Source organism: Amycolatopsis sp. NPDC003865, from assembly GCF_053605345.1.
The window spans coordinates 39,337-61,145 of record NZ_JBSGJA010000037.1 but is presented as its reverse complement, the minus strand read 5'-3'; the positions used below and the strand labels follow the sequence as shown (position 1 = coordinate 61,145).

The window sequence follows — 21,809 nt, the reverse complement described above, 5'->3', positions numbered from 1 at the left end:
CTCGGCCGCACAAGGGCGGCCGAGCGTCGGATGCGGATCAGTTGGCCGGCACCGGCTGGCCGCCGAGCGTCACCTCGACCGTGCGGCCGTCCGCGAGGGTGAACGTCGCCTTCTCGTCCGGGGCGCGGGTGCGGATCGCCGCCACCAGCGTGTCGGACGTGTCGATGTTCCGGTCGTCGATCTTCGTCACGACGTCGCCGGACTTGAGGCCGGCCTTCTCCGCCGGGCTGCCGGGGGTGATGGCGCCGAGCTTCGCGCCGCCTTGGGGAGCGTCGGTGACCTGGGCGCCGATGTAGGTCTGCACCGCTTGGCCGGTCTTGATGATCGTGTCCGCCGTGCGGCGGGCCTGGTCGATCGGGATGGCGAACCCGATGCCGACGTTGCCGCTCTCGGAACCGCCCTGGCCCTGTCCCTGGCCCGACTGCGGGCTGTAGATCGCCGAGTTGATGCCGATGACCTGGCCGGACATGTTCGCCAGCGGGCCACCCGAGTTGCCCGGGTTGATCGCCGCGTCGGTCTGGACGGCGTCCATCACCGTCTCCTGACCGCCCTGGCCACCGCCCGCGCGCACCGGCCGGTGCAGCGAGCTGACGATGCCCGAGGTGACCGTGCCGGCCAGCTCGAACGGCGAGCCGATGGCGACCACCGACTGGCCGACGCGCAGGTCGTCGGAGCGGCCGATCTCCACCGGGGTCAGGTTGCTGACGCCGTCGACCTTGACGACCGCTATGTCGGTCGTCGGGTCGCGGCCGACGACCTTGGCGGCAGCCTTCTTGCCGTCCTGGAAGACGGCCCGGATCTGCCCGCCGTTCGCGGCGACCTCGACGACGTGGTTGTTGGTCAGGACGTATCCGTCGGTGCTGATGACGAACCCGGAGCCCTCGCCCGCCCCCTGCTGCCCGCTCACCTGCAGCTCGACGACGCTGGGCGACAGCTTCTGCGCGACCGCCTCGACCGAGCCGGCGGGTGCGTTGCCGGTCTGCTGGGCCGGCTTCGGCGCGTCGAGCGCGTTGCCGACCGGGCCGTTGGACGTACCACCGGTGAGGTACCCGACGGCCCCGCCCGCGATGCCGCCGACGAGCAGCGCGACCAGCGCGACACCGGCGAGCAGCTTGCCGCCGGAGCGCTTCGGCTGGGCCGGCGCCGGCGGGGTGCCGTAGCCGGCCGTGCCGGGCTGGGCGTACGGATTCGGGTTCGGGTAGACGCTCTGCTGGGTCTGGCCCGACGCGGCCCCCTGCGCGGACCAGGGGTTCGCGGTCTGCTGCGTCCCGTAGGACGGATCGGCCCCGGTCACCGCGTGGTAGGACGGCTCCGGCGCCGAGTACTGCGGCGTACCGCCGGACTCGGGCTTGGCGGCCTGGTCACCGTACGGGCTCCCCGCCCAACCGCCCTGAGCGGCCTGCTGGCCGGTCTCGGGGTGCCGCGGCGCCGCGGGGTCGTGCGAACTGGGGTCGTTCTCGGTCATGTCCTCACCTTGCGCGATGGTCCTGAGAGGTTCCTGAGCCGAACCTGTGCATCGGAGATGAGTATGGCCGGATCACCCCGCCGCGCGGAGCCGTTCCGCGATCTGCTCCGGCGTCGCGTCGTTGATCCACACCGCCATGCCCGATTCGGACCCCGCCAGGTACTTCAGCTTGTCCTTGGCGCGCAACACGGAGAACAGTTCCAGGTGGAGCCAGCCGAGCTCGCGGTCGCGGCGCACCGGCGCCTGGTGCCACGCCGCGATGTACGGCAACGGCCGGTCGTACAGCGCGTCGCAGCGGCGCAGCACGTCCAGGTAGACGTCGGCGAAGTCGTCGCGCTCGGCGTCGGTCAGCTCGGGGATGTCCGCGACCTGCCGGTGCGGCACCACGTGCACCTCGATCGGCCAGCGGGCCGCCGGCGGCACGTACGCCGTCCAGTGCTCGCCGGACGCCACCACGCGCGCGCCGGACTTCCGCTCCGCGGCCAGCACGTCGCCGAGCACCGGGCGGCCGTGTTCGGCCTGGTAGGCGCGGGCGACGTCGAGCATCCGCTCGGTCTTGGGCGTGACGAAGGGGTAGCCGTAGATCTGGCCGTGCGGGTGCGAAAGCGTGACGCCGATCTCTTCGCCGCGGTTCTCGAACGGGAAGACCTGTTCCACACCGGGCACTTCAGACAGCGCCGCCGTGCGGTCGGCCCACGCGTCGACGACGGCCCGCACCTGCTCCGGGCTCAGGCGCGAGAAAGCGCCCTCGTGGTCGCTGGTGAAGCAGACGACCTCGCAGCGACCGCGGCCGGGCCGCACCGGCACCAGCCCCAGACCATCCACAGTGGACGGCTCGCCGATGACGTCCTCGGCGAAGGACGGGAAGCGGTTCTCGAAGACGACGACGTCGTAATCGCTTTCGGGGATCTCACTCGGCTTGCCGGGCTTGCTCGGGCACAACGGGCACAGGTCCGCCGGCGGCTTGTACGTCCGCGTCTGCCGGTGCGCGGCCATCGCGACCCACTCACCGGTCAGCGGGTCCAGCCGGATCTCCGACGCGGCGGCGACCGGCGGCAGGTCGCGGGTGTCCTCGGCGACGCGCTCGGGCGCGCCGGGCTGGTCGAAGTAGATGATCTCCCGGCCGTCGGCCAGGTGTCGTACGGTGCGCTTCACGCTTCTTGGGCCTCGTCCGTCTCCGCCGTCTCGGCGATCATGAGTTCCCCCGCCCGTTCGGCGAGTACTTCCTTGGCCTCGTCGGGAATCCCGTCATCGGTGACGACGACGTCGGCCTCGTCCAGGTCGGCGATCGTGGAGATCCCGACGGTGCCCCACTTGGTGTGGTCGGCCAGCACGACCAGCTTGCGCCCGGCCTCGACCAGCGCGCGGTCGGTCTCGCTCTCGGTCAGGTTCGGCGTCGTGAACCCCGGCCCGTCGGCCATCCCGTGCACGCCGAGGAAGACGACGTCGAGGTGCAGCGACCGCAGGCTGTGCACGGCGACCGGGCCGACCAGCGCGTCCGACGGCGTCCGCACCCCGCCGGTGAGCACGACGGTGCGGTCCGGCTGCGTCGACCCGCGGAGCACGTCGGCGACCTGGATCGAGTTGGTCACGATGGTGAGCCCGGGGATGGCGTCGAGCGCGCGGGCGAGCGTCCAGGTGGTGGTGCCGGCGGAGATGCCGATCGCGGTACCCGGCCGCACGAGCGTCGCGGCGAGGTCGGCGATGGCCTCCTTCTGCGCGCGCTGGCGCACGGACTTCGCCTCGAAGCCGGGCTCGTCGGTGCTCTTGCCGACCACCGAGGTGGCGCCGCCGTAGACCTTCTCGACCAGTCCGCGCCCGGCGAGGACGTCGAGGTCGCGGCGCACCGTCATGTCGGACACGCCCAGCCTGGTCACGAGGTCACTGACCCGGACCGCCCCGGTCCGGCGTGCCTCTTCCAGGATCACCGCCTGTCGCTGACGCGCCAGCACCGTTCAACTCCGTCCCCGTCATCAACCACACAAAATCCTACACGATTCAACACAGGATTCGCAGGGTCGGCGAGGGTGAACTTCGAAACGGCAGGTCATGACATCGAGGGCCGCACGTCGGGTGAACAACACCACCTCGGGGCAGCGGTCAGCCCGGTGCTCCCGGCAGCCGGATCGTCATCAGCGCGCCGCCTTCCGGCGCCTGCGAGGCGTACACGGCTCCGCCGTGCCGCTCGGCCGCGTGCTTCACGATGGCCAGGCCGAGCCCGGAGCCGGGCAGCGTCCGCGCCTCCGACGAGCGGTAGAACCGGTCGAACACCTTGGGCAGGTCCTCTTCGGCGATGCCCGGGCCGGCGTCGGCCACCTCGACGACGGCCGTGCCGTCGCCGAGCGGGTAGAGCCGCACCCAGACCGTCGCGTCCGGCGGCGAGAACTTCACCGCGTTGTCCAGCAGGTTCAGCACCGCGCGCTCGAGCGAGCTGTTGTCGCCGGTGAGCACCCACGGCTGCAGCGAGACGTCGAAGTTGATCTCCCCCGCCCGCCGCCGCGCCCGGTCCAGCGCGCGCTCGACGACGTCCAGCAGCTCGACGCGTTCGAAGCGCTCGCGCGGCTCGTCCTGGCGCGCGAGCTCGACGAGGTCGCCGATGAGCTGCGTCAGCTCGTCGAGCTGGCCACTGATGTCGGCGATGATGTCGACGCGGTCCTCGTCCGGCAGCGGCGGCGCGCCCGGCTTGCTCGCGGCGAGCAGCAGCTCGAGGTTGGTGCGCAGCGACGTCAACGGCGTCCGCAGCTCGTGGCCGGCGTCCGCGACCAGCTGGCGCTGGCGTTCCTGCGAGTCCGCGACCGTGCCGAGCATCGTGTTGAAGGTCGTGGTGAGGCGCGCGAGCTCGTCGTCCCCGCTGACCGGGATGGGCCGCAGGTCACCGGTCTTGGCGACGCGCTCGGCGGCCGACGTCAGCCGGTCGACCGGGCGCAGGCCGGCCCGCGCGACCGCGGTGCCCGCCGCGGCGGCGACCAGGATGCCGGCGCCGCCGATCAGGAACAGCACCAGCGCGAGCTCGTTCAGCGTCCGCTTGGTCGGGCCCATCGACTGGGCCAGCACGATCGCCTCGCCGTGCCCGGACGGCAGCGCGACCACGCGGCTGTCGGTGCGGAAGTCCGTCCGCATCGACTCCGGCGAGTCGCCGTTCGCGACGGCCAGCTCGCGCTGGTCGAACGGCGGCGCCGAGCTCGACAGCGGGTAGGTCATCACGGCGTGCGCGACGTCGGGCGCGGCGTTGAGCTGCCCGATCTGCAGGTCGGCGCTGGCCAGGAAGGCACCCGGCACCTGCCGCAGCTCGGTCTGCACCTGCGGCGACGCGACGGCCGCCTGTGCGCGGGCCATGAGGCCGTCGTCCAGCTGCTGGTAGAGGTTGCTGCGCACGACCATGTACGCGCCGATCGACACCAGCGCGACAGCGCCGGCGACGCAGGCGGCGGCGAGCAACGTCACCCGGCCGCGCAGCGAGAACCGGCGCGTCCCCCAGCGCGTGCCGCGGGGGTCACCGGGCTCGCCGGCGTCGATCACGGTGGGGTTTCCCTCAGGACGTACCCCACCCCCCGCACCGTGTGGATCAGCCTCGGCTCCCCCTCGGCCTCCGTCTTGCGGCGCAAGTAGCCGACGTAGACCTCCAGCGCGTTGCCCGACGTCGGGAAGTCGTAACCCCATACTTCCTCCAGGATCCGGCCCCGCGTGAGGACGTGCTTCGGGTAGGAGAGGAACAGTTCCAGCAGTGCGAATTCGGTCCGGGTCAGGCTGATCTCGCGGCCACCGCGGCGGACCTCGCGCGTGCCAGGGTCGAGCGTCAGGTCCGCGAAGGACAAGATCTCCGACGCCTGGCCGTTCTGAGCCTCGGGGCTGGCGCGGCGCAGCAGCGCCCGCAGCCGGGCGAGCAGCTCCTCCAGCGCGAACGGCTTCGGCAGGTAGTCGTCGGCGCCGGCGTCGAGCCCGGACACCCGGTCGGAGACGGTGTCGCGCGCGGTGAGCACGAGGATCGGCAGGTCGTCGCCGGTGCTGCGCAGGCGGCGGGCCACCTCGAGGCCGTCGAGCCGGGGCATCATGACGTCGAGGACCATCGCGTCCGGCCGGTCGGCGATGATCGCCTCCAGGGCCTGCGCACCGTCGCTGGCCAGCTCGACCTGGTAGCCGTTGAACTCCAGGGACCGCCGGAGCGACTCACGGACGGCGCGGTCGTCGTCCACCACAAGGATGCGCATGGCGTCAGTCTTACTCAGCGTGCTGAGACTCGCCTAAGAACACACACAGAACACACAAAGAGAATCCTCACTCCGGTGCCCGCGCGACGGGCGCGTTCCAGTGCCGCCAGAGCGCGATCATCCTGATCGCGACCACGCCCGCGGCCGCGACGACGGTGACCGGCCCGGCCGGCAGTCGCAGAACGTGACCGACGGCGACGAGCACCGAGCCCGCCAGCGCGGCCATCGCGTAGATCTCTTTCCGCAGGACGAGGGGGATTTCCCGGAGCAGCAGATCGCGCACGGCCCCGCCGCCGATGCCGGTGGTCATGCCGATCAGACACGCGGCGTAGACGGTGGCGCCGGCGTTGAGGGCGATGGTCGTGCCGGCGGTGGCGAAGACGCCGAGGCCGAGGGCGTCGGCGAGCAGGACGCCCCGCCGAAGCCGGGCGACCTGCGGATGGAAGGCGAAGACGACCAGGGCGGTCGCCGCGCAGACGGCGAGGTAGGGCCAGTTCCGCAGCGTCGTGGGCGGGTGGATGCCGAGCAGGACGTCCCTGATGACGCCCCCGCCGAGCGCGGTGGTGAGCCCGACGACCACGACGCCGAAGACGTCGAGCCGAGCCCGCACGGCGGCGAGCGCCCCGGACGCCGCGAAGGCGACGAGCCCGAGGAACTCCAGCGCCGTGAGCAGCATGTTCTATTGGTCGAGCAGGCCCCCGCGATAGGCCAGCAGAGCGGCCTGCACGCGGTTGGCGGCGCCGATCTTCGAGAGCACGGCGGAGACGTACCCCTTGACGGTGGCTTCGGAGAGGTGGAGGCGCCCGCCGATCTCGGCGTTGCTCAGTCCCTGCCCGATCAAGGCGACGACCTCGCGTTCGCGTTCGGACAGTGAGGCGAGCAGCTTCCGGGCGGGCTGAGCAGCGCGTTGTTCGTCCCGGTGGGACTGAACCATCCGCGCGGCGACGCCGGGATCGAGGACGGCACCGCCCCGGGCGAGGTCCCGCACCGCGCGCAGCAAGGCGGCGGGGTCGATGTCCTTGAGGAGGAAGCCGTTGGCACCGAGCCGGAGGGCAAGGCTGACGTATTCGTCGATGTCGAAGGTGGTCAGCATGGCAACGGTGGGCGGATCGGGCAGGGCGAGGATGGCCCGCAGGGCGCGAATGCCGTCGTCAGGGGCCCGCATCTTGATGTCGAGCAGGGCAACGTCGGGGTGGTACCGCCGGGCGACCTCCACTGCGGATCTGCCGTCGGAGGCCTCGCCCACGATCTCGATGTCCTGAGCCCCGGACATCATCGCGCGCAACCCCGAGCGCACCAGTTCCTCGTCGTCGGCGAACATGAGCTTGATCAACGAAGCCCTCCGCAACAGCCAGTAGGAGGCGGCTCCCCGCGTCCCGTTAACGAAGGTTACCTACTGTTGTTCAGCAGTTCGAAACCAGACACGACCAGGTGAGGCACTGGTCCGTCCAGGTCAGGTGCGGTGGACCGTCCGGCTGGGTGTATCCCGACTGTTGGGCGCGGGTAAGAACCACTCACCTGGGTGACGACGAGAGTCTGGTCGCCCCTGCTGCCGGGGCGTCGTCGGGCAAGCTAAGCTGGGCTTGGCAGCAGCAGGCCCTCGTAGCTCAGGGGATAGAGCACCGCTCTCCTAAAGCGGGTGTCGCAGGTTCGAATCCTGCCGGGGGCACACACGGAGATCGTCTCCCGCTACTAGTGATCAGCCCGATCTCCTCGATCGAAGCTGTCGACGGAACAACCTTGTCGCTCGCGAACGCCCGCAGAGTTAGTCAGCGCCGCTGAAGAGATCCCGCTCAAGGTCGGGCTCCAGCCGAGGTGCAGCTGCGGGACGACCAGCTTCCGGATTTACACCTCGCTCACCATACGTATGCAACCAAAGCACTTCCTGGCCCATATTCACTGCTGCTCGCCACAGGTTGCGGCTTGCCGTAAGGGGCACCCGTATTCCGGGTTTCGTCAGTTCCCCGGCGAAGCGACGGGTGAAGCCATCATGCGCAGTGACGGCGGTCAGGTAAGCGACTAGATCTTCGGCATCGACCGCACACTTCAGCCGGCGCGACAGAAGCTCGAGCAGGCCGGGGACTGACGTTGACCGCGCTCGCCCTCGCATCCCGGTACAGCGGAAGCACCCGCCCCCCACGGCCCGAATGGAAGTCCATGTCCGGGATCAGCGCAGAGAAAATCAAAGCCGGCCCCGCAGTGACGGGGTGCGCGTGCTGCTCGACGACGCAGATCTGCTTGCCGGAGTACGTGTACCACAGCGACGGACTTGGCCGATGATGGAACCTGCTGTCCGGGATCACCCGCCTTCGGTCGAAGGGTCTGTGCGCCACACGACACACCGGGGGACACGACCCAACTTCCGCTCCGATAGGTCCAGCATGCACGGCCATACCTGGCACGTTCGCCTTATCGGAGTTCATTCTGGTATCTGCTGTCTCCTTCAACAGCTCAGGCTTCTCAGGTTGGGACGCCCCGATCAACACCGCCCAGCGCGCATCCAACGTCTCGGGCTCCGGCGCGTAGACCCACGTCCTGTTCGGCTTCACGCCGGGTACCACTCAGGGCATGCAAGCACACCGTTCGTCGGCGCAACTCCTCGGTCTCGACGCATGTCGCCTCCCCGGATCAGTCCAGCCCTATTCAACAAACCCTTTCGAAGATCCGATGTCATCGGACCGAACGGGTCAGAGATCGATCGTCGCCGATCACGCAGCGTCCTCGGATATTTCTTCACTCCGAGACGAGATGCAAACGTTGTCTCGCGGTCATACCGCCGTCCGAGCGAGACCGGACCAGCAGCCGAAGTCAATCACAGGCAAGTGGTTTACTCCTGACATCGAGAATCCAGCGGACGACGGTTCTGTCGGCTGCCCGCTCCGCCGACGACGACAACGAGCTACTCACGGCTGTTGTGGCCAGCGGGCGCCGTAGGCAAGCCCCGGCGTAAGGCCACGGAATCGCAAGTGGACCTCCCCCGTCGAGTCCACCTGCTCCGGACGCCCCTGAAACCCCGGGTCCGACACGTCCCGCTGAAACGCTCCCTCCAGAACCCGAACCTCTGACGGACAGGAAGCCCCAAACCGAACCCGCAGGTCGAACGACTCACAAGGCTGCCGCGGCACCGAAACCATGTACGGCCGCAGTGACGACGGCCGGAACAGGACCGCGGTCTCCCAAGTCTCCCCTCGGGACAACGGACGTGGCAGCTTCAGCGCGTAGCCCCAGCGAGAAGACGTCTCCATCCCGCGGTCTACCAACGAACCGCCATAGAGAACGGAGGCCGGAGGGCGACCCGAAGGCAGCGAGACCGCCAGGTCGATGCACTCGATACCCTCCTGGACCGCCACGATCCGACGTTGCTCGAGGACCAAACGCTCGTCCACCACGCAAGCGATCGACAACGACGACGTGTGCCAGCGGTCGGATGACGCGGGAGCGGGCGAAGACGACGCAGACGCCATCTCCGCCAGCAACACGATCGCCTCGTCCACTCGACGGCGGACTGTTCTCGGGTCGCGGTCCACTTGGGAAGCCGCCCAGCGGACCCTGTCCTGGTACAGCGGCTGGCGGGCCTCCGCGCAAATCGCGAAGGCCGCCAGCGCCGCCAAGCGAAGGTCGTCCGGCAAAACCGCCGCCCACTCCGTCAAGCGGCCCGACACCTTCTCCCGGATCGCCACCTGGCCGTCGTCCGAGGACACCGCGCAGGCCGATCTCAAAGACGGCCCCACCCGGCCGTCGAGGCGGCCCGCCAATCCTCGGCCCTTGCGCAGCGTCTTCAGCTCCTGGACCAGCTCTGCGCGCTCCACAGTCGTTCTCCTTCAGTGCGTCTCCATCGTCAGCACCCCCTTCCGGACAGCCTGCGGACAGGCGGTGGACCGGAAGTGGACAGAACGTGCATCACCGACGCGATCAGCGCCGTTCCCACGCGGACGCCGTCGCGGCCCAGGTAGCAGCGGAACGTGCCGATGCGGCTCAGCGCCTCTTCGTCCGCGTCGCCCACTCCGAACGTCACCACTCGAGGGCGGTGTGACCAGGCCGGGTCCGTCAGGCACGAAAACGCCGGCGGCCAGGTCACCGGGTCCGTCGGCTGGCCGTCGGACAGGAAGAACACCATCGGGCGGTGCGTCCGGACCCGGTGCGCCGCGAGCAAACCCAGGTCCTCGTCGATGACCGACCGCAGGAACTTGAACACCGGCCCGAAGTTCGTTCCCGCGCACGCCCCGGGCGCGGGCAGGTCCGCCAGGCCGTCCATGGGGAGCATCCGCTGCACCAGCGACGGCTCCTCCCCGAAGCCGATCACGCTGCACAGCACCCGGTCGGTGATCGACGCGTCCGCGTGGACCGCGCCGCGGAACTCGCGCAGGCCCTGGTTCAGTTCTTCGAGGTGGTCGGCCATCGAAAGCGATACGTCGCACGCCACGTAACACGGCAACACGTCGGACCCCATACCGGTTTCTCCTTCACCCCTGATTCGACCGGCGGAAGCCTCGCAACCCGGTGTGTATCGAACGTGCAAGAAATGCGGATTACCGAAACTCCGACGGCCGATTGCGCGACATCAACGGGGGAATGCAAGCTGACGCCGGGGAGGCTGCGTGGAGTTCCGGATGCTCGGCCCGCTGGAGGCGTGGCACGACGACGCGCTGGTGCCGCTGGGTGACCAGCAGCAACGGTTCGTCCTCGTCGTGCTGCTCCTCAACGCGAACAAGCCGGTGTCGACCGCGCGGCTCACCGAGATCGTCTGGACCGGGAGGGAAACCAAACCCACCCTGGTCCGTGGCTACGTCAAACGGCTGCGCGACGTCGGCGTGAGCATCGAGACCACCCCCACCGGCTACCTCCTGCGGCTCGGTGACGACCAGCTCGACACCGCCCGCTTCGAGCGGCTGCGCGCCGAGGCGAGCCGGGCCGATGACCCACGGCGGAAGATCGAACTGCTGCGGGAGGCCGTCGGCCTGTGGCGGGGGCGGTTCCTCGAGGACATCGACATCGACCGCGTCGGCGGGCCGGAGGTCGTCGTCCCGGAGGAGACCCTGCCCGACGCCGTCGGCGACCTCGCCGAGCTCGAACTCGACACCGGCGACCACCGTTCGGCGCGCGACCGGCTGCGGCCGCTCGTCCGCTCCGACCCCGCCAGCCAGAAGCACGCCGGGCTGCTCATGCGCGCCCTGCTCGCCGGCGGTGACCAGATCGGCGCGCTCCGCGTGTTCGAGAGCACCCGCGCCGCTCTCGCCGGGCTGCGGATGGAGCCCGGTCCCGTGCTGCGCAACCTCGCCGCGCGCGCCGAGCACGGGGAACCGCCCAGCTCGCTGCCGTCGCGGCCCGGAGGGTTCACCGGGCGCGCCGGCGAGCTCGCGACGATCGAGGCGGCCGCCGCGGCCGGCCGGGGCGCGGTCTGGGTCAGCGGCGCGCCCGGCGTCGGCAAGACCGGCCTCGCCGTCGAGGCGGCGCACCGGCTGCGCGACCGCTTCCCCGACGGGCAGCTGCTGGCCCGCCTCAACGGCTTCACGCCCGGCGTCTCGGAGACCAGCGTCGGCGACGCGCTCACCGAGCTGCTGGTCGAGCTCGGCGTGCCCGCGGAGCAGATCCCGGCCACCGTGGGCCGGAAGGCGTCGCTCTACCAGACGACGTTGTGGGGCACGCGCACGCTGGTCGTGCTGGACAACGCCGCTTCGCCGGAGCAGATCCGGCCGCTGCTGCCCGAAGCGGACGGCTGCCTCGCCGTCATCACGAGCCGGCGGATGGGCGACGTCGGCGAGCCGGTCCGGCTTTCGCCGTTGCCGCCGGACGAAGCGGCCGAGCTCTTCACCGCGCTGACCGGGCCGGCGCGGGTGCGCGGGCGGGCGGCCGACGTCGCGCTGGTCGTCAAGCGTTGCGGGTACCTGCCGATGCCGATCCGGGTGGCGGCCGCGCTGTTCCGGCGGCACGAGCGGTGGCCGCTGGCGCACCTGCTGCACCTGCTCGAAGAAGACGGACCCTGGGGCGAGGACGACGGCGTCGCCGCGGTCCGGGTGTCCTACCAGCAGCTCGGCGAGCCGCAGCGCGCCATGTTCCGCCTGCTCGGAAGCCTGCCGGGGCCGGACGTCGGCGTCGCGGGCGGCGCGGCGCTGGCCGGCTGCGACGTCGCCGAGGCGCGGCTGCTGCTCGACGACCTGCACGAGGTCAGCCTGCTCGAAGAGGCCGCGCCCGAGCGGTACCAGATGCTGGACCCGCTCAAGGAGTTCGCCGCCGTCGAGCCCGCGTCGGAGCAGGCGCTCGTGCGGCTGCTCGACTTCTACCTCGTGACGCTGGCGGCCGCGGTCGGCGCCGCGTACCCGTTCGACCGGGCGCAGCTGCCGGCCCCCGGCCGCTCCTGCCCGGTGACGCCGAAGTTCGCCGACGAAGCCGCCGGGCTGCGGTGGATCGTCGCCGAACGGGACAACCTGGTCGCCGCGATCCGCTACGCCGCCCGCCACGGCCTGCCCGAGCACACCTGGCGGCTGGCCGTGCTGCTGTGGCGCTACTTCAACACGACGAACCAGTTCGAAGACTGGATCGGGACGCTCGAACTCGCGTGGGAGACCGTCTCGGCCGACCCCGGCAACGACCAGGGCCAGGCGCACGTCCTGCTCCGGCTGGCCACCGCGAACGACCGGCGCGGGCACCTCGCGCAGGCGCTGGAGCTGGCCGCGCGCGCGTTGCCGAAGTGGCGGCGCCTCGGCGACCCGCGGGGCGAGGCGGCGACGCTGTGCGCGCTCGCGATCCCGACGATGGAGCTGGGCAAGCACGAACAGGCGATCGCCCACCTCGAGGCCGCGCTGGAGAAGTACGAGCAGAGCGAAGACCGGCGGGGCGAGGCCCACGCGCTGAGCATGCTCGGCTACCTCAACGAGCTGCACGGCAACCTCGACGTCGCGCTGCGCCAGCATTCCGCGGCCGCGCGGTTGCTGCGCGACGTCGGGCACGTCCAGGGTCTGGCGCACGCGGTGAACAACCTGGGGTCCGTGCAGGAGCATCTCGGTCTCCTTCCGGAGGCGCTGGCCAGCTACACCGAGGCGCACGGGCACGCCGCCGAGGTCGGCGACCACTGCGTCGAGGCCTACGCGCTCAACAACATCGGCAACGTGCACCGCAAGCAGGGCCGGTTCACCCAGGCGGTGCGCTACCACGACAAGGCGCGCGAGGTGGCGGCGAACGTACCGGACGCCGACCTGCGCACCCAGCTCTACCTCGACCGCGGTGCGACCGCGCTGGCCCGGGGCGCCCGGCAGGACGCCTTGACGGCGTCCGAAGCGGCGCTGGACCTGGCCATCGGTGCCGGGAACCGCACCTACCAGGCCCGGGCCCACCGGGGTGTCGCGCAGACGCTGCACGCGATGGGCGAGCACGACCGCGCCGGCGAACACTGGGACGCGGCCGAGACCGCGTTCGCCGAACTCGGCCTGCCGGACGCCGGCGAGGTGCGCGCCGAACGCGCGGCGCTGGACTGCTGCGCCACGCGGTGACCGGGCCGGCCGGTTCGCGGCCGGCCCGGCGAGCGGATCAACCGTGCCAGGGGTTGCCGTCGGTCCCCGCCGGCGGCGGGGTGCTGCTCGACGGCGGGGTGCTGCCGCCGCCGTCCGCGGACGCAGTGGTGGAACCGATGATCGGCGCCGCGGCGACGATGCAGAGGGCGAGCACCGGGCCGGCGATCTTGGCCAGCTTCTTGGGCATGACGAATCCTCCTTGGAGGCGGTGATTTTCAGGGTTTTTCGCGGTATTTCCGCGCCCTGCAATCAGGATTCGTCACCAGCGATTCGACAACAAGGAGTTGACTGTTTCCTGATACAACAGGAAACAGTCAACGCAAAAGAGACCGCGCTCCCCTTGGAGCGCGGTCTCTTTGGTCAGCGGCCGTCGCGAGCGCGGTCGAGGACCTCTTCCAGGCGCAACGGGCTGGGTGGGTGGTGACTCAGGCAGAGGGGGGCCCGCATGATGCGGAATCCGAACGACTCGCCGGTGACGTAGAACTGCCCGCGTTCCAGCCGCGAGATGTCCCCGACGGTGCTGCCCTTGGCCCTGGCCATTTCGTTCGCGGCGGCGACCTGCGCCGGGCTGTTCAGCCGGCCGAAGAACTGCGTCGTCGCGTTACCGGTGATCTGGTTGTGCAGGCCCTTCGGCGCCTGTGTCGCGAGGAGCAGGCCGAGCCCGTACTTGCGGGCCTGGGAGGCGAGCATGATCGTGCTTTGCGTGCTCGCGGTCCCAGCCCCGGACGGGGCGATGGTCTGAGCTTCGTCCATGACGAACAGTCCGCCTAGGGGCCGGTCGGACGCTGGGTGGCGCTTGATCCAGGCGAACACCTCCAGCTGGAGCTGGCTGACGAAGCCCTGCCGCTGCTCCTCCGATGGCAGTCCGATGAAACTCACGACCGAGATCCGAGCCCGTTTGCCAGGCGACGGTGTGAACAGCACGGCGGGATCGGCCGGTTCGCCGGCCCCGCCGAGCAGCGGATCGTTTACCATCGCGGCCCGCAGCGTCTCGGCCAGGTCGGCGGCGGTCTTGGTGCCGGTGGCCAGCTTGCTGACACCGACGGGCAGGTCGGCCAGGACGTCGACGAACTCGGGGAGACTGCGGGAATCCCCTTTCGCGTAGTGCATCAGCGCTTCTCTGAGGACGGCCTTCCCGCGCGCGGCTCCCTTCGCCGCACCAGTCAGCCGGGCGTGCGGGATCAGCCTCGCAACAGCTGCTTCGATGGCTGCGGCGAACTCGTCTTCGTCGTCCCGCACCCCGGCGAAGTCCGGAAGGGGATGGAAGCTGAGCGGCCGCCCAGCAGCCCGCCCGGGCGTCCAGACGACTATTTCGGTGTTGGCGAGGTAGTCGGCGGCGCTGTCGGCGTCGCCGGGGCGCCAGTCCTTCGGAGGTTCCGGCCAGGCGTCGCCGAGTCGCGCGAGGTCGTTGTTCGGGTCCAAGACGATGGCGGAGACGCCTTGGCGGGCGCACTCCTCGATGATACGGCGGAGGAGAACGGTCTTTCCGGTACCGGAGCCGGCGAAGATGACGGCGTGTTTGCGAAGTGACTCGAGTTCGATGGAGATTTCGCCGTCGACACCCAGGGTGATCGCGCCGAGTTTTTGCTCTGGCACCGTGGTTTTTTCCGCCACTTCCGGCGGGGGTCGGGTTTCTCGCTGCGCTCCGCGGGAAACGCCCGTCTCCGGCAGGAGCTTCCGCAGGATATCGGTCTTGCTGGCGGGCTTCCGCGAGACGAGCCAATCCAGCAACTGATAGGTCTGCTGGGAAAGCATCTGGCTGAGCGCGTAGAAGGTACGGATGTCGTCGGCGGTGATCTCCAGCCGGGGACTGCCCAACGCGCCGAGCTCTTTGACCTCAGCTCGCGTCTTCTGTCCAGTCCAGCCCCCCGCCTTGTCGGGGCCGTAGTGGATCAGCACGAGATGCCTGTTGTGCACCCCGGTCCCGACCGCCGCGGCCGAAACGGCCGCCCTCACCTGCCGGATCACGCTGTTGCCGTGCTGCGGGGCGCCGATTGCACGGAACACCCACAGTTCCCAGTGATCGTCCTCCTCATCGACCGTCCGCCGCAGTCCGGCGTGCAGATCACCGGTTCCGTCGACGCCTTCGGTCGCCCAGGACCGATCGTCGTTGCCGACTTCGGCGATCCACGACCGCAGTGCGGCCTGGACGAGATTCGGCATGATCTTGTCGACGGAGTTCTTGTGCATCGCGGACTCGACGTCGGCACGTTTGCACAGCTTCGCGAACTGCCGGTCGAGTTCGCCGAAATAGGGAGCTTCGCTCCCGCCGCGCGGTGGAACCGCGACAGGCACATCCGGTTCGTCGGCGAACGCGGTGAGTTCACGAATCTCACCGTGCAGGCACGCGCTCGCGTGCTTCTGGATGCGCAGCAGCAGCTGACGAGGCGTGTACATCTCCCACGGCTCGTCGAACGCCGACTTCGCCACCGGCCAGGTGGCGTGCGGCGGGTCGAAGCCGATGCCCTGGTAGATCACCCCCAGCCACTTCTCGACCAGCTTGCGGCCGAGTTCCGGGTCGACGATCGTGCCGAGGGTGAGGGTCACCGGGAACCGGTCGTCAAACGAATCCGCGGCTTCGTCCCGCAGCATCTGCCAGGTGGTGGGCAAACACGCCACGATCGAGAGCGTCCGTCTCGTGGTCTCCCGCAGCTGAGTGAGGCCATCGGCGATGATCGCCAGCTCACCGGCGGTTTCCGCCGAAGGTTCGCCATCGCCGTGGTCGGCCTTGGTGATCAACGAGTCCAGCTGGTCGATCGCTGCCACGCTCGGTCCGGTGAGCGCGAGCACCCGGGAAATCTCGGTCACCAGTTCGCGGCGGGCCTTCGGTTCGGAACGCAGACCCCACGGCCTGCGTTCTCCCCTGGTGGACTCGGGCTTTCCGGAAAGGTATTCCTTGCCGATGCCCATCAGCGTCACGTCGTTGGCGGCGTAGAGCACGAGGGCACGAACGGTGTCCGAACACTCGGCGGCCACCAGAGCATCGAGTCGGCGCACGGCCCCGATGAAGCCGTTCAGGTCGTCAACCGTGAGGTCGGCTTGACCGGTAACGGCTTTTGCCACCGGATCGGACACATCGCCTTGGACGCAAAGCCGGCTCAGCAACTTGGTCAGCTGCAGCTCGCCGTCGTCCCCTTTGCGGTACAGCTCACCGCGCATGCCGCGAAGAACGTCATCCCAGAACGCGGCTCCCGTGGTGAGATCGATGAGGAAAAAGTAGCCTTCTTCCTCTTGCACGACGCGGCGCACGCGACCGAGCAGGTGGGTTTTGCCGGCGCCTTTACGTCCGTGGAGGGTGACTCCGGTAGGACTCGGCCCCTTGCTCCTTCTCGCATCCGAGATGCTCGCTCGCATGTCATCCAAGGCTCTGGCGTGCAGACCGTCCACGTGAAACGGTGACGCGCCCCAGACATCGTCCGGCCCCTCGACCGAGTTGAACCTCACTGCGGCGAGAGCCTGACGCTGGCCGTCGATCATGACGCCTCGATTGCCAAGAAGTGATTGTCTTCCCCGGCGATGCGGATCGCCGCACCGCGGTCGGCGTCGGTGAGCCCCCGGCGGTCGGAGTCGGGGGCGAGGTGAACTCGCCCGGTCTTCGCCATGCCCAGAAGCACCTGATCCACCTCGTCCTTACCTGCCCCGTTGAGCTTTGGACGAAGCTGGGCGAGCCGCACCCAGTCCTGAGGCCGGCCCGCGAGCTCCAGGTAGACTTTCCGGATCAGGTCTTCGAGACCTCCCGAGATGCTGATCAGCTCGGCGATCGGGATCTTGTTCTCACGCGCGTAGCGAACGCAACGCCGCAGCATCTCGAAGCCGACCTTCGCCAAGCCGCTGGACCGCGGCGGTGTTTCGATCTCGGCCAATGCGCGCTCACACCAGTCTTCTCCCTTCGGCGTGATCCGATGGAAGAGCCGCCTGCTCTGCTCGCGGGTCTCGATCACGCCGGCCGAGTTCAGTTTGATCCGCTCGGGCTTCGGAAGGTCCACTCCGTGTTCCTTCTTGAGCACCGAATTCGGCATCTCTCCTTCGTGCAGCAGCAGTACGAACAACGTGGCCTGCTCGGGACTTCCGAACTTGTCTGCCATACCCACTCCTCATCTGGTCGAGAACTCGATGCGCCGATCGATCCGCAGGAGCAGATCGGTGATTCGCGACTGAAGCGCCTCGGGCACCGCGACGCGGCTTCCGTTCGCGCGAACGTGATTGAGGTGCTGCAGGTCGACGGCCAGGTCCGTGAGCAGCAGGAGATCGCCGTCATCCAGGGCCGACGCCATGTCACGAACGGTCTGCTCGATGAGGACCCATCTACTGGACCCCGCGACCTCCGCCGGCACCGAGCGCAGTACCGCGGCCGCTTCGCGAAGAGCGGCCTGATCGGCTCCGGAACGGCGGGTAGGTGCGTCGGTGATGATTTCGTACAGCTGCCGAGCCACGCGATCGGGGCGGTTGTTCGCATTCAGTTCGAAGAAATGCTGGTTGCGCAGGAACGGCGGAAGCTGCTCCGGATCGGGCTTGCGGGTGACCACGCAGAACAGCTGCCGATCACTGCCGATGTCAAGGGTGTGCCGGAGGAATCGCTCCGCTTCGCTGGCCTGCCAGCGACTGACCTTGCCGTCCACCACCAGGCAGAGATGCTTGGCCGGATCGGCCGGCAGCTCCATGGCCCACCCTGGATCGCTCGACCGAGACCGGACCACGCGCAAGCCCGATTCGACGAGCTCGGCGATGAGTTCCGCGGAAGCCGCAGGCTCCTGATGCGGCACCGAAACCAGAACGTCCCAATCGTATGAACGTCGTTGAGTACGAGCGGCTGCCACGTAGGCGTCCCGGTTGTCCGCGAGCAGGTCCGTGCGTTCGAACTGCTGCGCGATCACCGCGGCGATGGTCTCCAAGGCGAAGGAGATCTGATCGGCGGAAGGCGTTGTCTCCTCGGTCACCGGCAAGTACTCACCGAAGCTCCAGTAAGAAACATAAGGGACCGTGAGGTGTCGCAACATTTGTTGTTGCGTCACGCTCTTCGCCAGCCAGTTCCGGAACAGCTCTGCAGTCGACTCAGCGCACTTTTCCTGCCAGTGCTCCGCCCGTTGGTACTCGACGCGGTTGTCGAGCCGCGACAAGATCGGCAAGACCAGGTGGGGCGGACGGTCGTAAGGCAGCCGGTCACGCGCGACGTTGGCGCGACGAGCGATGTCGACCGCGCCATCGACGCTCTGGTCGTTGGCGGTGAAAAGCACGACGAGCCGGTCGGGTAGCTGCGCAGTGCAGATGCCGGCGATGTCCGAGATACCGGTCCTGCTGTCGATCAGCACGAAGTCGTAGTCTTCGGTCCACTGCTCGCGACACCGTTCCAGAAAGTCGGCGAACCCTCGACGGTACAGATCCTCCCAGTCGATGCTTTGCACACGGCGGGTGTAGGTCGAGTCCTGCAGACCAGCGGCGAGCAGGTCCACGGTGCCTCGCTCAGCGAGATCGACCCTGACAGCGTGCGCGCTGGGCCCTTCCGCGCCCGCGAGGAAGTCGGAGGCGAGGTCGATCACACCACCTCGAGGAGCTTCTGAGAGGCGTGGCCCGAAGTAGTGGAGCAAACCGGGCGCCTCCAGGTCCCAGTCGAGGGTGAGCACTCGATAACCCCAACGAGCAAGCAGAACGGCGACGTTGGCCAGCGTGAAACTGCGTCCGACCCCGCCTTTGTACGAGTAGAAGGTGACCACGGACCCCGTCATGGGTCGAACCTCGGAATCGTCGGCGGAGGCGGCAGTGGAGGATCGGGGCGCTCGATGACCGGCCAGTCGGGCCGCCACGGCGGCACTTGGTCCAGCAGCTCGGCGAGATCCTGCGCGCACTGCCTGACTTTCTGCTGGAACGGGTGCCAGTCCCGGCTCTCTTGAAACCCCTTGTTCGGGTTGTCAAGCCCCTTGAAATCCCACCACGACCGCAGCTGCTTCTCGCTCTCGAACTTGAGCGAGTCGGAATACCGGATGGGGTATATCAACCCTTGCGGCCGCTGCGGACTGGCCAGCCCCAGAAGGCCTTCTCTCGCCGCCATGCTCTCCCACTCGGCCATGCACCAACTCGACACGAAGTACGGCGCCGACAACACCGCGATCATGATCTTGCTGCAGCGCAGAGCTTTTTCCAGCTGAGCGGGCCAGTGCACACCTCGTGGCATCGACGTGTCGAGGAAGACCGCCGGCTCCGGGCCGAGCTCGTCAATGAGACAGTCGACAAGGCTGGGGAGGAAGTTGTTCATCAGCCATTTCGGCGCGCTACCACGGCGGCTGTAGCTGATGAACACATCGTACTGGTAGCCGGACACGCGGTCGATGATAAGCAGGCAAGACGGTGGCACACCAGAACAAAAAACTGGCCAACAAGAACGCTATTGTCCAAAAAGAGGCTAAAAAGTAGACAGTCACCGGGTCCGACTCTCCCCCGCCGCAACCAATCCACCGGCGAGCAACACGAGGCCGGTCACGGCCAACGCCGTCGTCGCCGAAGTCGCGTTCAGAAGAGCTCCCAGGACCGCCACCCCCAGGACCGCGCCCGTCTGGCGGGACGAGTTCAGTGCTCCGCCCGCGATTCCGGCCAGCTCACGCGGTGCCGAGCCGACCACGGCGGTCAGCAGTGACGGGATCGCCAGCGAGACGCCGAACCCCAGCAACGCCAACGCGGCGACCGACAATGCCGGAAAGAACGCCTGGAGCAACGCGCCTGACGACATCAGCGAGAAACCCGATACCGCGGGAACACGCGAGCCGATCCGGGCCACCAACCGGCCCGTGAAGATGGGGTTGAACGCCGTCGGGATGGTCAAGGGCAGGAAAGCCAACCCCGTCGCCGAAGGTGAATATCCGCGGGACTGCTGGAAGTACAGCGACAGCACGAACAGCACACCCGACAAACCGAAGTTCACGATCGCGCCCGCCAGGAGGTTCCTGGACAGCAGCGATACCGGCAGCATCGCGTCCGGGCGGCGTTGCGCCGCCACGAACACCGCTGCCGCCGCCAAGGACAGCGGAAGCAGCCAGAAGGCCGACTCCACCAGCGCGTACGTCAATGTCGACAAAGCGACCACGGCCGATATCTGGCCGGCCCAGTCGACCCGGCCCGGCTTGGGTGGCGTCGCCGGAGCCGAGCGGGACAACGCCAGCGCGAGCACCGCCACCGGGACGTTCACCAGGAAGATCGCGCGCCACCCGAAGGCCTGCGTCAGGAGACCGCCCAGCAGCGGGCCCGCCACCAGGCCCGTTCCGCTCACCGCCGCCCACACGCCCATCGCCTTCGCACGAGCGGCGGGCACGGGATAGGCCGAAGCGATCAGGGACAGCGAGGACGGCACCAGCAGCGCACCCGCCACGCCGAGCAACGCGCGCAGAGCGATCAGTGCGACCGGGGACGGGGAAACCGCGGACAGCAAGGCTAACGCGGCGAACGACAGCAAACCCGTGAAGAACACGCGGCGGGCGCCGAAGCGGTCCGACCACGCTCCCGCCGTCAACAGGAGCGCCGCGAACGTCAGCGTGTAGCCGTTGGAAATCCATTGCTGTTCAGCCAAAGACGGCGACATGGACGGCAACGCCACCGTCACGATCGTCGTGTCCAGCATGACCAGGAAGTAGCCCAGCGATAGGCCCGTGAGAAGTCTTGCCACACCGGAAAGCCTGGACTCTCCGTGACACCATCGGAAGCGGGGAGTTACGATGGCGGGTATCGGGAACGCCGATGGGGGTCCTCATGGAACTGCGTCACCTGCGCACCTTCCGCGTCGTGGCGCGGACGCTCAACCTCACCCACGCCGCCGCCGAGCTGCACTACGCGCAGTCCAGCGTCAGCGAACAGCTCCAAGCCCTCGAAGCCGAACTCGGCGCCAAGCTCTTCGACCGGACCGACCGGACGCTCACCGCCGCCGGGAAGCGGTTGTCCGGGTACGCCGACCAGGTGCTCGAACTCGTCGAGGAAGCCAGGGCCGCCGTCGACGGCGAACGCGGCGAACCGGACGGGACGCTGATCATCGGCGCGCTCGAAACCCTTTGTGCCCACTGGGTTCCCGGCATCCTCAGCGACTACCGGACGCGGTGGCCCCGCGTCCGGCTGACCCTGAAGGAGGGCGGCCGCGGCGAGCTGTACCGCGGGGTCCGGGAGTCCGAAATGGACGTTTGCTTCACCTTCGGCGACGCCCCGGAGGATCCCGTCTTCGCCAGCCGGACGCTCGGCGAGGAACCGCTGGTCGTCATCGCCCCACCCGGACATCCGTTGGCGGGCAAGGAGAAGATCGTTCCGGAAGACCTCCGCGGTGTCGGGTTCCTGGCGACGCCGAAGGGCTGCGGGTTCCGGGAAATGCTGGACCGGATCGACGGACCCGTCATCGACACCGAGGTCGGCAGCCTCGCCGCGCTCGGCCGGTGCGTCGCCGCCGGGATGGGGTGCGGGATCGTGCCCGCCATGGCCGCCCACCCCGGCGCCGTCGCCGTCCCGCTGGCCGGCGCGACCACCGACGTCACCATGACCTGGCGGCGGCGCGACGAACACAAGCCGAGCGTCGCCGCGCTGCTCGCTGGCGCTTGACCACCGACAGGCCGTCCGCCACGGCTCGGAGATCGAGCCCAGGTCGCTCGACGTCGCTGCGCT

General features: G+C 68.9%; 19 protein-coding genes and 1 tRNA gene. 3 read left to right on the top strand and 17 right to left on the bottom strand.

The annotated features are described in order from the left end of the window. Positions 1 to 37: 37 nt before the first annotated feature. The 7 genes from ACWEVP_RS47825 to ACWEVP_RS47795 form a co-directional block, all read right to left on the bottom strand. A complete protein-coding gene (locus ACWEVP_RS47825; RefSeq protein ID WP_452069264.1) occupies positions 38 to 1,465 on the bottom strand; it encodes a trypsin-like peptidase domain-containing protein in 1,428 nt (475 codons plus the stop codon). 72 nt (positions 1,466 to 1,537) lie between these two features. Continuing rightward, complete coding sequence (gene galT, locus ACWEVP_RS47820; protein WP_452069263.1) at positions 1,538 to 2,620, bottom strand: galactose-1-phosphate uridylyltransferase; 1,083 nt, start codon at positions 2,618 to 2,620, stop codon at positions 1,538 to 1,540. Then, positions 2,617 to 3,417: a DeoR/GlpR family DNA-binding transcription regulator gene (locus tag ACWEVP_RS47815; RefSeq protein ID WP_452069262.1), complete on the bottom strand. Its 801-nt coding sequence runs from the start codon at positions 3,415 to 3,417 to the stop codon at positions 2,617 to 2,619. The genes galT and ACWEVP_RS47815 overlap by 4 nt, the downstream gene beginning before the upstream one ends. A 148-nt stretch (positions 3,418 to 3,565) precedes the next feature. Further along, entirely contained in the window at positions 3,566 to 4,984 is a 1,419-nt protein-coding gene (locus ACWEVP_RS47810) for a HAMP domain-containing sensor histidine kinase (RefSeq protein WP_452069261.1), read from the bottom strand. After that, on the bottom strand, positions 4,981 to 5,673 hold the full coding sequence (locus tag ACWEVP_RS47805; RefSeq protein WP_452069260.1) for a response regulator transcription factor: 693 nt from the start codon (positions 5,671 to 5,673) through the stop codon (positions 4,981 to 4,983). The genes ACWEVP_RS47810 and ACWEVP_RS47805 overlap by 4 nt, the downstream gene beginning before the upstream one ends. Before the next feature lie 67 nt (positions 5,674 to 5,740). Continuing rightward, complete coding sequence (locus tag ACWEVP_RS47800; protein WP_452069259.1) at positions 5,741 to 6,349, bottom strand: trimeric intracellular cation channel family protein; 609 nt, start codon at positions 6,347 to 6,349, stop codon at positions 5,741 to 5,743. 3 nt (positions 6,350 to 6,352) lie between these two features. Then, positions 6,353 to 7,006: a response regulator gene (locus tag ACWEVP_RS47795; RefSeq protein WP_003087851.1), complete on the bottom strand. Its 654-nt coding sequence runs from the start codon at positions 7,004 to 7,006 to the stop codon at positions 6,353 to 6,355. A 263-nt stretch (positions 7,007 to 7,269) separates the two neighbouring features. Between ACWEVP_RS47795 and ACWEVP_RS47790 the strand changes: the two genes are divergently transcribed. Then, positions 7,270 to 7,342, top strand: a tRNA-Arg gene (locus ACWEVP_RS47790). Between the two features lie 96 nt (positions 7,343 to 7,438). Here the strand turns inward: ACWEVP_RS47790 and ACWEVP_RS47785 are convergent. From ACWEVP_RS47785 to ACWEVP_RS47770, 4 genes are all read right to left on the bottom strand, one after another. Beyond that, on the bottom strand, positions 7,439 to 7,747 hold the full coding sequence (locus ACWEVP_RS47785) for a type ISP restriction/modification enzyme (protein WP_452069286.1): 309 nt from the start codon (positions 7,745 to 7,747) through the stop codon (positions 7,439 to 7,441). Continuing rightward, entirely contained in the window at positions 7,662 to 8,222 is a 561-nt protein-coding gene (locus ACWEVP_RS47780) for a type ISP restriction/modification enzyme (protein WP_452069258.1), read from the bottom strand. The genes ACWEVP_RS47785 and ACWEVP_RS47780 overlap by 86 nt, the downstream gene beginning before the upstream one ends. 354 nt (positions 8,223 to 8,576) lie before the next feature. Beyond that, on the bottom strand, positions 8,577 to 9,482 hold the full coding sequence (locus ACWEVP_RS47775) for a hypothetical protein (protein WP_452069257.1): 906 nt from the start codon (positions 9,480 to 9,482) through the stop codon (positions 8,577 to 8,579). 29 nt (positions 9,483 to 9,511) lie between these two features. Continuing rightward, positions 9,512 to 10,123, bottom strand: a complete 612-nt coding sequence (locus ACWEVP_RS47770; RefSeq protein WP_452069256.1) for a vWA domain-containing protein — start codon at positions 10,121 to 10,123, stop codon at positions 9,512 to 9,514. A gap of 148 nt (positions 10,124 to 10,271) precedes the next feature. Here ACWEVP_RS47770 and ACWEVP_RS47765 point away from each other — a divergent pair, with 148 nt between their 5' ends. Beyond that, positions 10,272 to 13,160 (top strand): tetratricopeptide repeat protein, encoded by a 2,889-nt coding sequence (locus ACWEVP_RS47765; protein ID WP_452069255.1) that lies wholly within the window; start codon positions 10,272 to 10,274, stop codon positions 13,158 to 13,160. A gap of 37 nt (positions 13,161 to 13,197) precedes the next feature. Here ACWEVP_RS47765 and ACWEVP_RS47760 read toward each other — a convergent pair whose 3' ends face one another. The 6 genes from ACWEVP_RS47760 to ACWEVP_RS47735 form a co-directional block, all read right to left on the bottom strand. Next, positions 13,198 to 13,368, bottom strand: coding sequence for a hypothetical protein (locus tag ACWEVP_RS47760; protein ID WP_452069254.1), 171 nt, complete (start codon positions 13,366 to 13,368; stop codon positions 13,198 to 13,200). Between the two features lie 173 nt (positions 13,369 to 13,541). After that, positions 13,542 to 16,658, bottom strand: a complete 3,117-nt coding sequence (locus tag ACWEVP_RS47755) for an ATP-binding protein (protein WP_452069253.1) — start codon at positions 16,656 to 16,658, stop codon at positions 13,542 to 13,544. Beyond that, entirely contained in the window at positions 16,655 to 17,266 is a 612-nt protein-coding gene (locus ACWEVP_RS47750) for a hypothetical protein (protein WP_452069252.1), read from the bottom strand. Before ACWEVP_RS47750 ends, ACWEVP_RS47755 begins: the two co-directional genes overlap by 4 nt. A gap of 9 nt (positions 17,267 to 17,275) precedes the next feature. After that, positions 17,276 to 18,904 (bottom strand): tyrosine-protein kinase family protein, encoded by a 1,629-nt coding sequence (locus ACWEVP_RS47745; RefSeq protein WP_452069251.1) that lies wholly within the window; start codon positions 18,902 to 18,904, stop codon positions 17,276 to 17,278. After that, entirely contained in the window at positions 18,901 to 19,497 is a 597-nt protein-coding gene (locus tag ACWEVP_RS47740; RefSeq protein WP_452069250.1) for a toll/interleukin-1 receptor domain-containing protein, read from the bottom strand. Before ACWEVP_RS47740 ends, ACWEVP_RS47745 begins: the two co-directional genes overlap by 4 nt. A 96-nt stretch (positions 19,498 to 19,593) precedes the next feature. Then, positions 19,594 to 20,832 carry an MFS transporter gene (locus tag ACWEVP_RS47735; protein ID WP_452069249.1) on the bottom strand — a complete coding sequence of 413 codons (1,239 nt, stop codon included), beginning with the start codon at positions 20,830 to 20,832 and terminating at the stop codon, positions 19,594 to 19,596. A gap of 83 nt (positions 20,833 to 20,915) precedes the next feature. Between ACWEVP_RS47735 and ACWEVP_RS47730 the strand changes: the two genes are divergently transcribed. Further along, the gene (locus ACWEVP_RS47730) at positions 20,916 to 21,746 is read left to right on the top strand and encodes a LysR family transcriptional regulator (protein ID WP_452069248.1); all 831 of its coding nucleotides are present in this window, start codon (positions 20,916 to 20,918) and stop codon (positions 21,744 to 21,746) included. Positions 21,747 to 21,809 lie beyond the last annotated feature (63 nt).

Bases quoted from the DNA above. Each gene is read 5' to 3' on its own strand.
- ACWEVP_RS47825 (WP_452069264.1), bottom strand. From the start codon at position 1,465: ATGACCGAGAACGACCCCAGTTCGCACGACCCCGCGGCGCCGCGGCAC.
- ACWEVP_RS47805 (WP_452069260.1), bottom strand. From the start codon at position 5,673: ATGCGCATCCTTGTGGTGGACGACGACCGCGCCGTCCGTGAGTCGCTC.
- ACWEVP_RS47800 (WP_452069259.1), bottom strand. From the start codon at position 6,349: ATGCTGCTCACGGCGCTGGAGTTCCTCGGGCTCGTCGCCTTCGCGGCG.
- ACWEVP_RS47770 (WP_452069256.1), bottom strand. From the start codon at position 10,123: ATGGGGTCCGACGTGTTGCCGTGTTACGTGGCGTGCGACGTATCGCTT.
- ACWEVP_RS47760 (WP_452069254.1), bottom strand. From the start codon at position 13,368: ATGCCCAAGAAGCTGGCCAAGATCGCCGGCCCGGTGCTCGCCCTCTGC.
- ACWEVP_RS47755 (WP_452069253.1), bottom strand. From the start codon at position 16,658: ATGATCGACGGCCAGCGTCAGGCTCTCGCCGCAGTGAGGTTCAACTCG.
- ACWEVP_RS47750 (WP_452069252.1), bottom strand. From the start codon at position 17,266: ATGGCAGACAAGTTCGGAAGTCCCGAGCAGGCCACGTTGTTCGTACTG.
- ACWEVP_RS47745 (WP_452069251.1), bottom strand. From the start codon at position 18,904: ATGACGGGGTCCGTGGTCACCTTCTACTCGTACAAAGGCGGGGTCGGA.
- ACWEVP_RS47730 (WP_452069248.1), top strand. From the start codon at position 20,916: ATGGAACTGCGTCACCTGCGCACCTTCCGCGTCGTGGCGCGGACGCTC.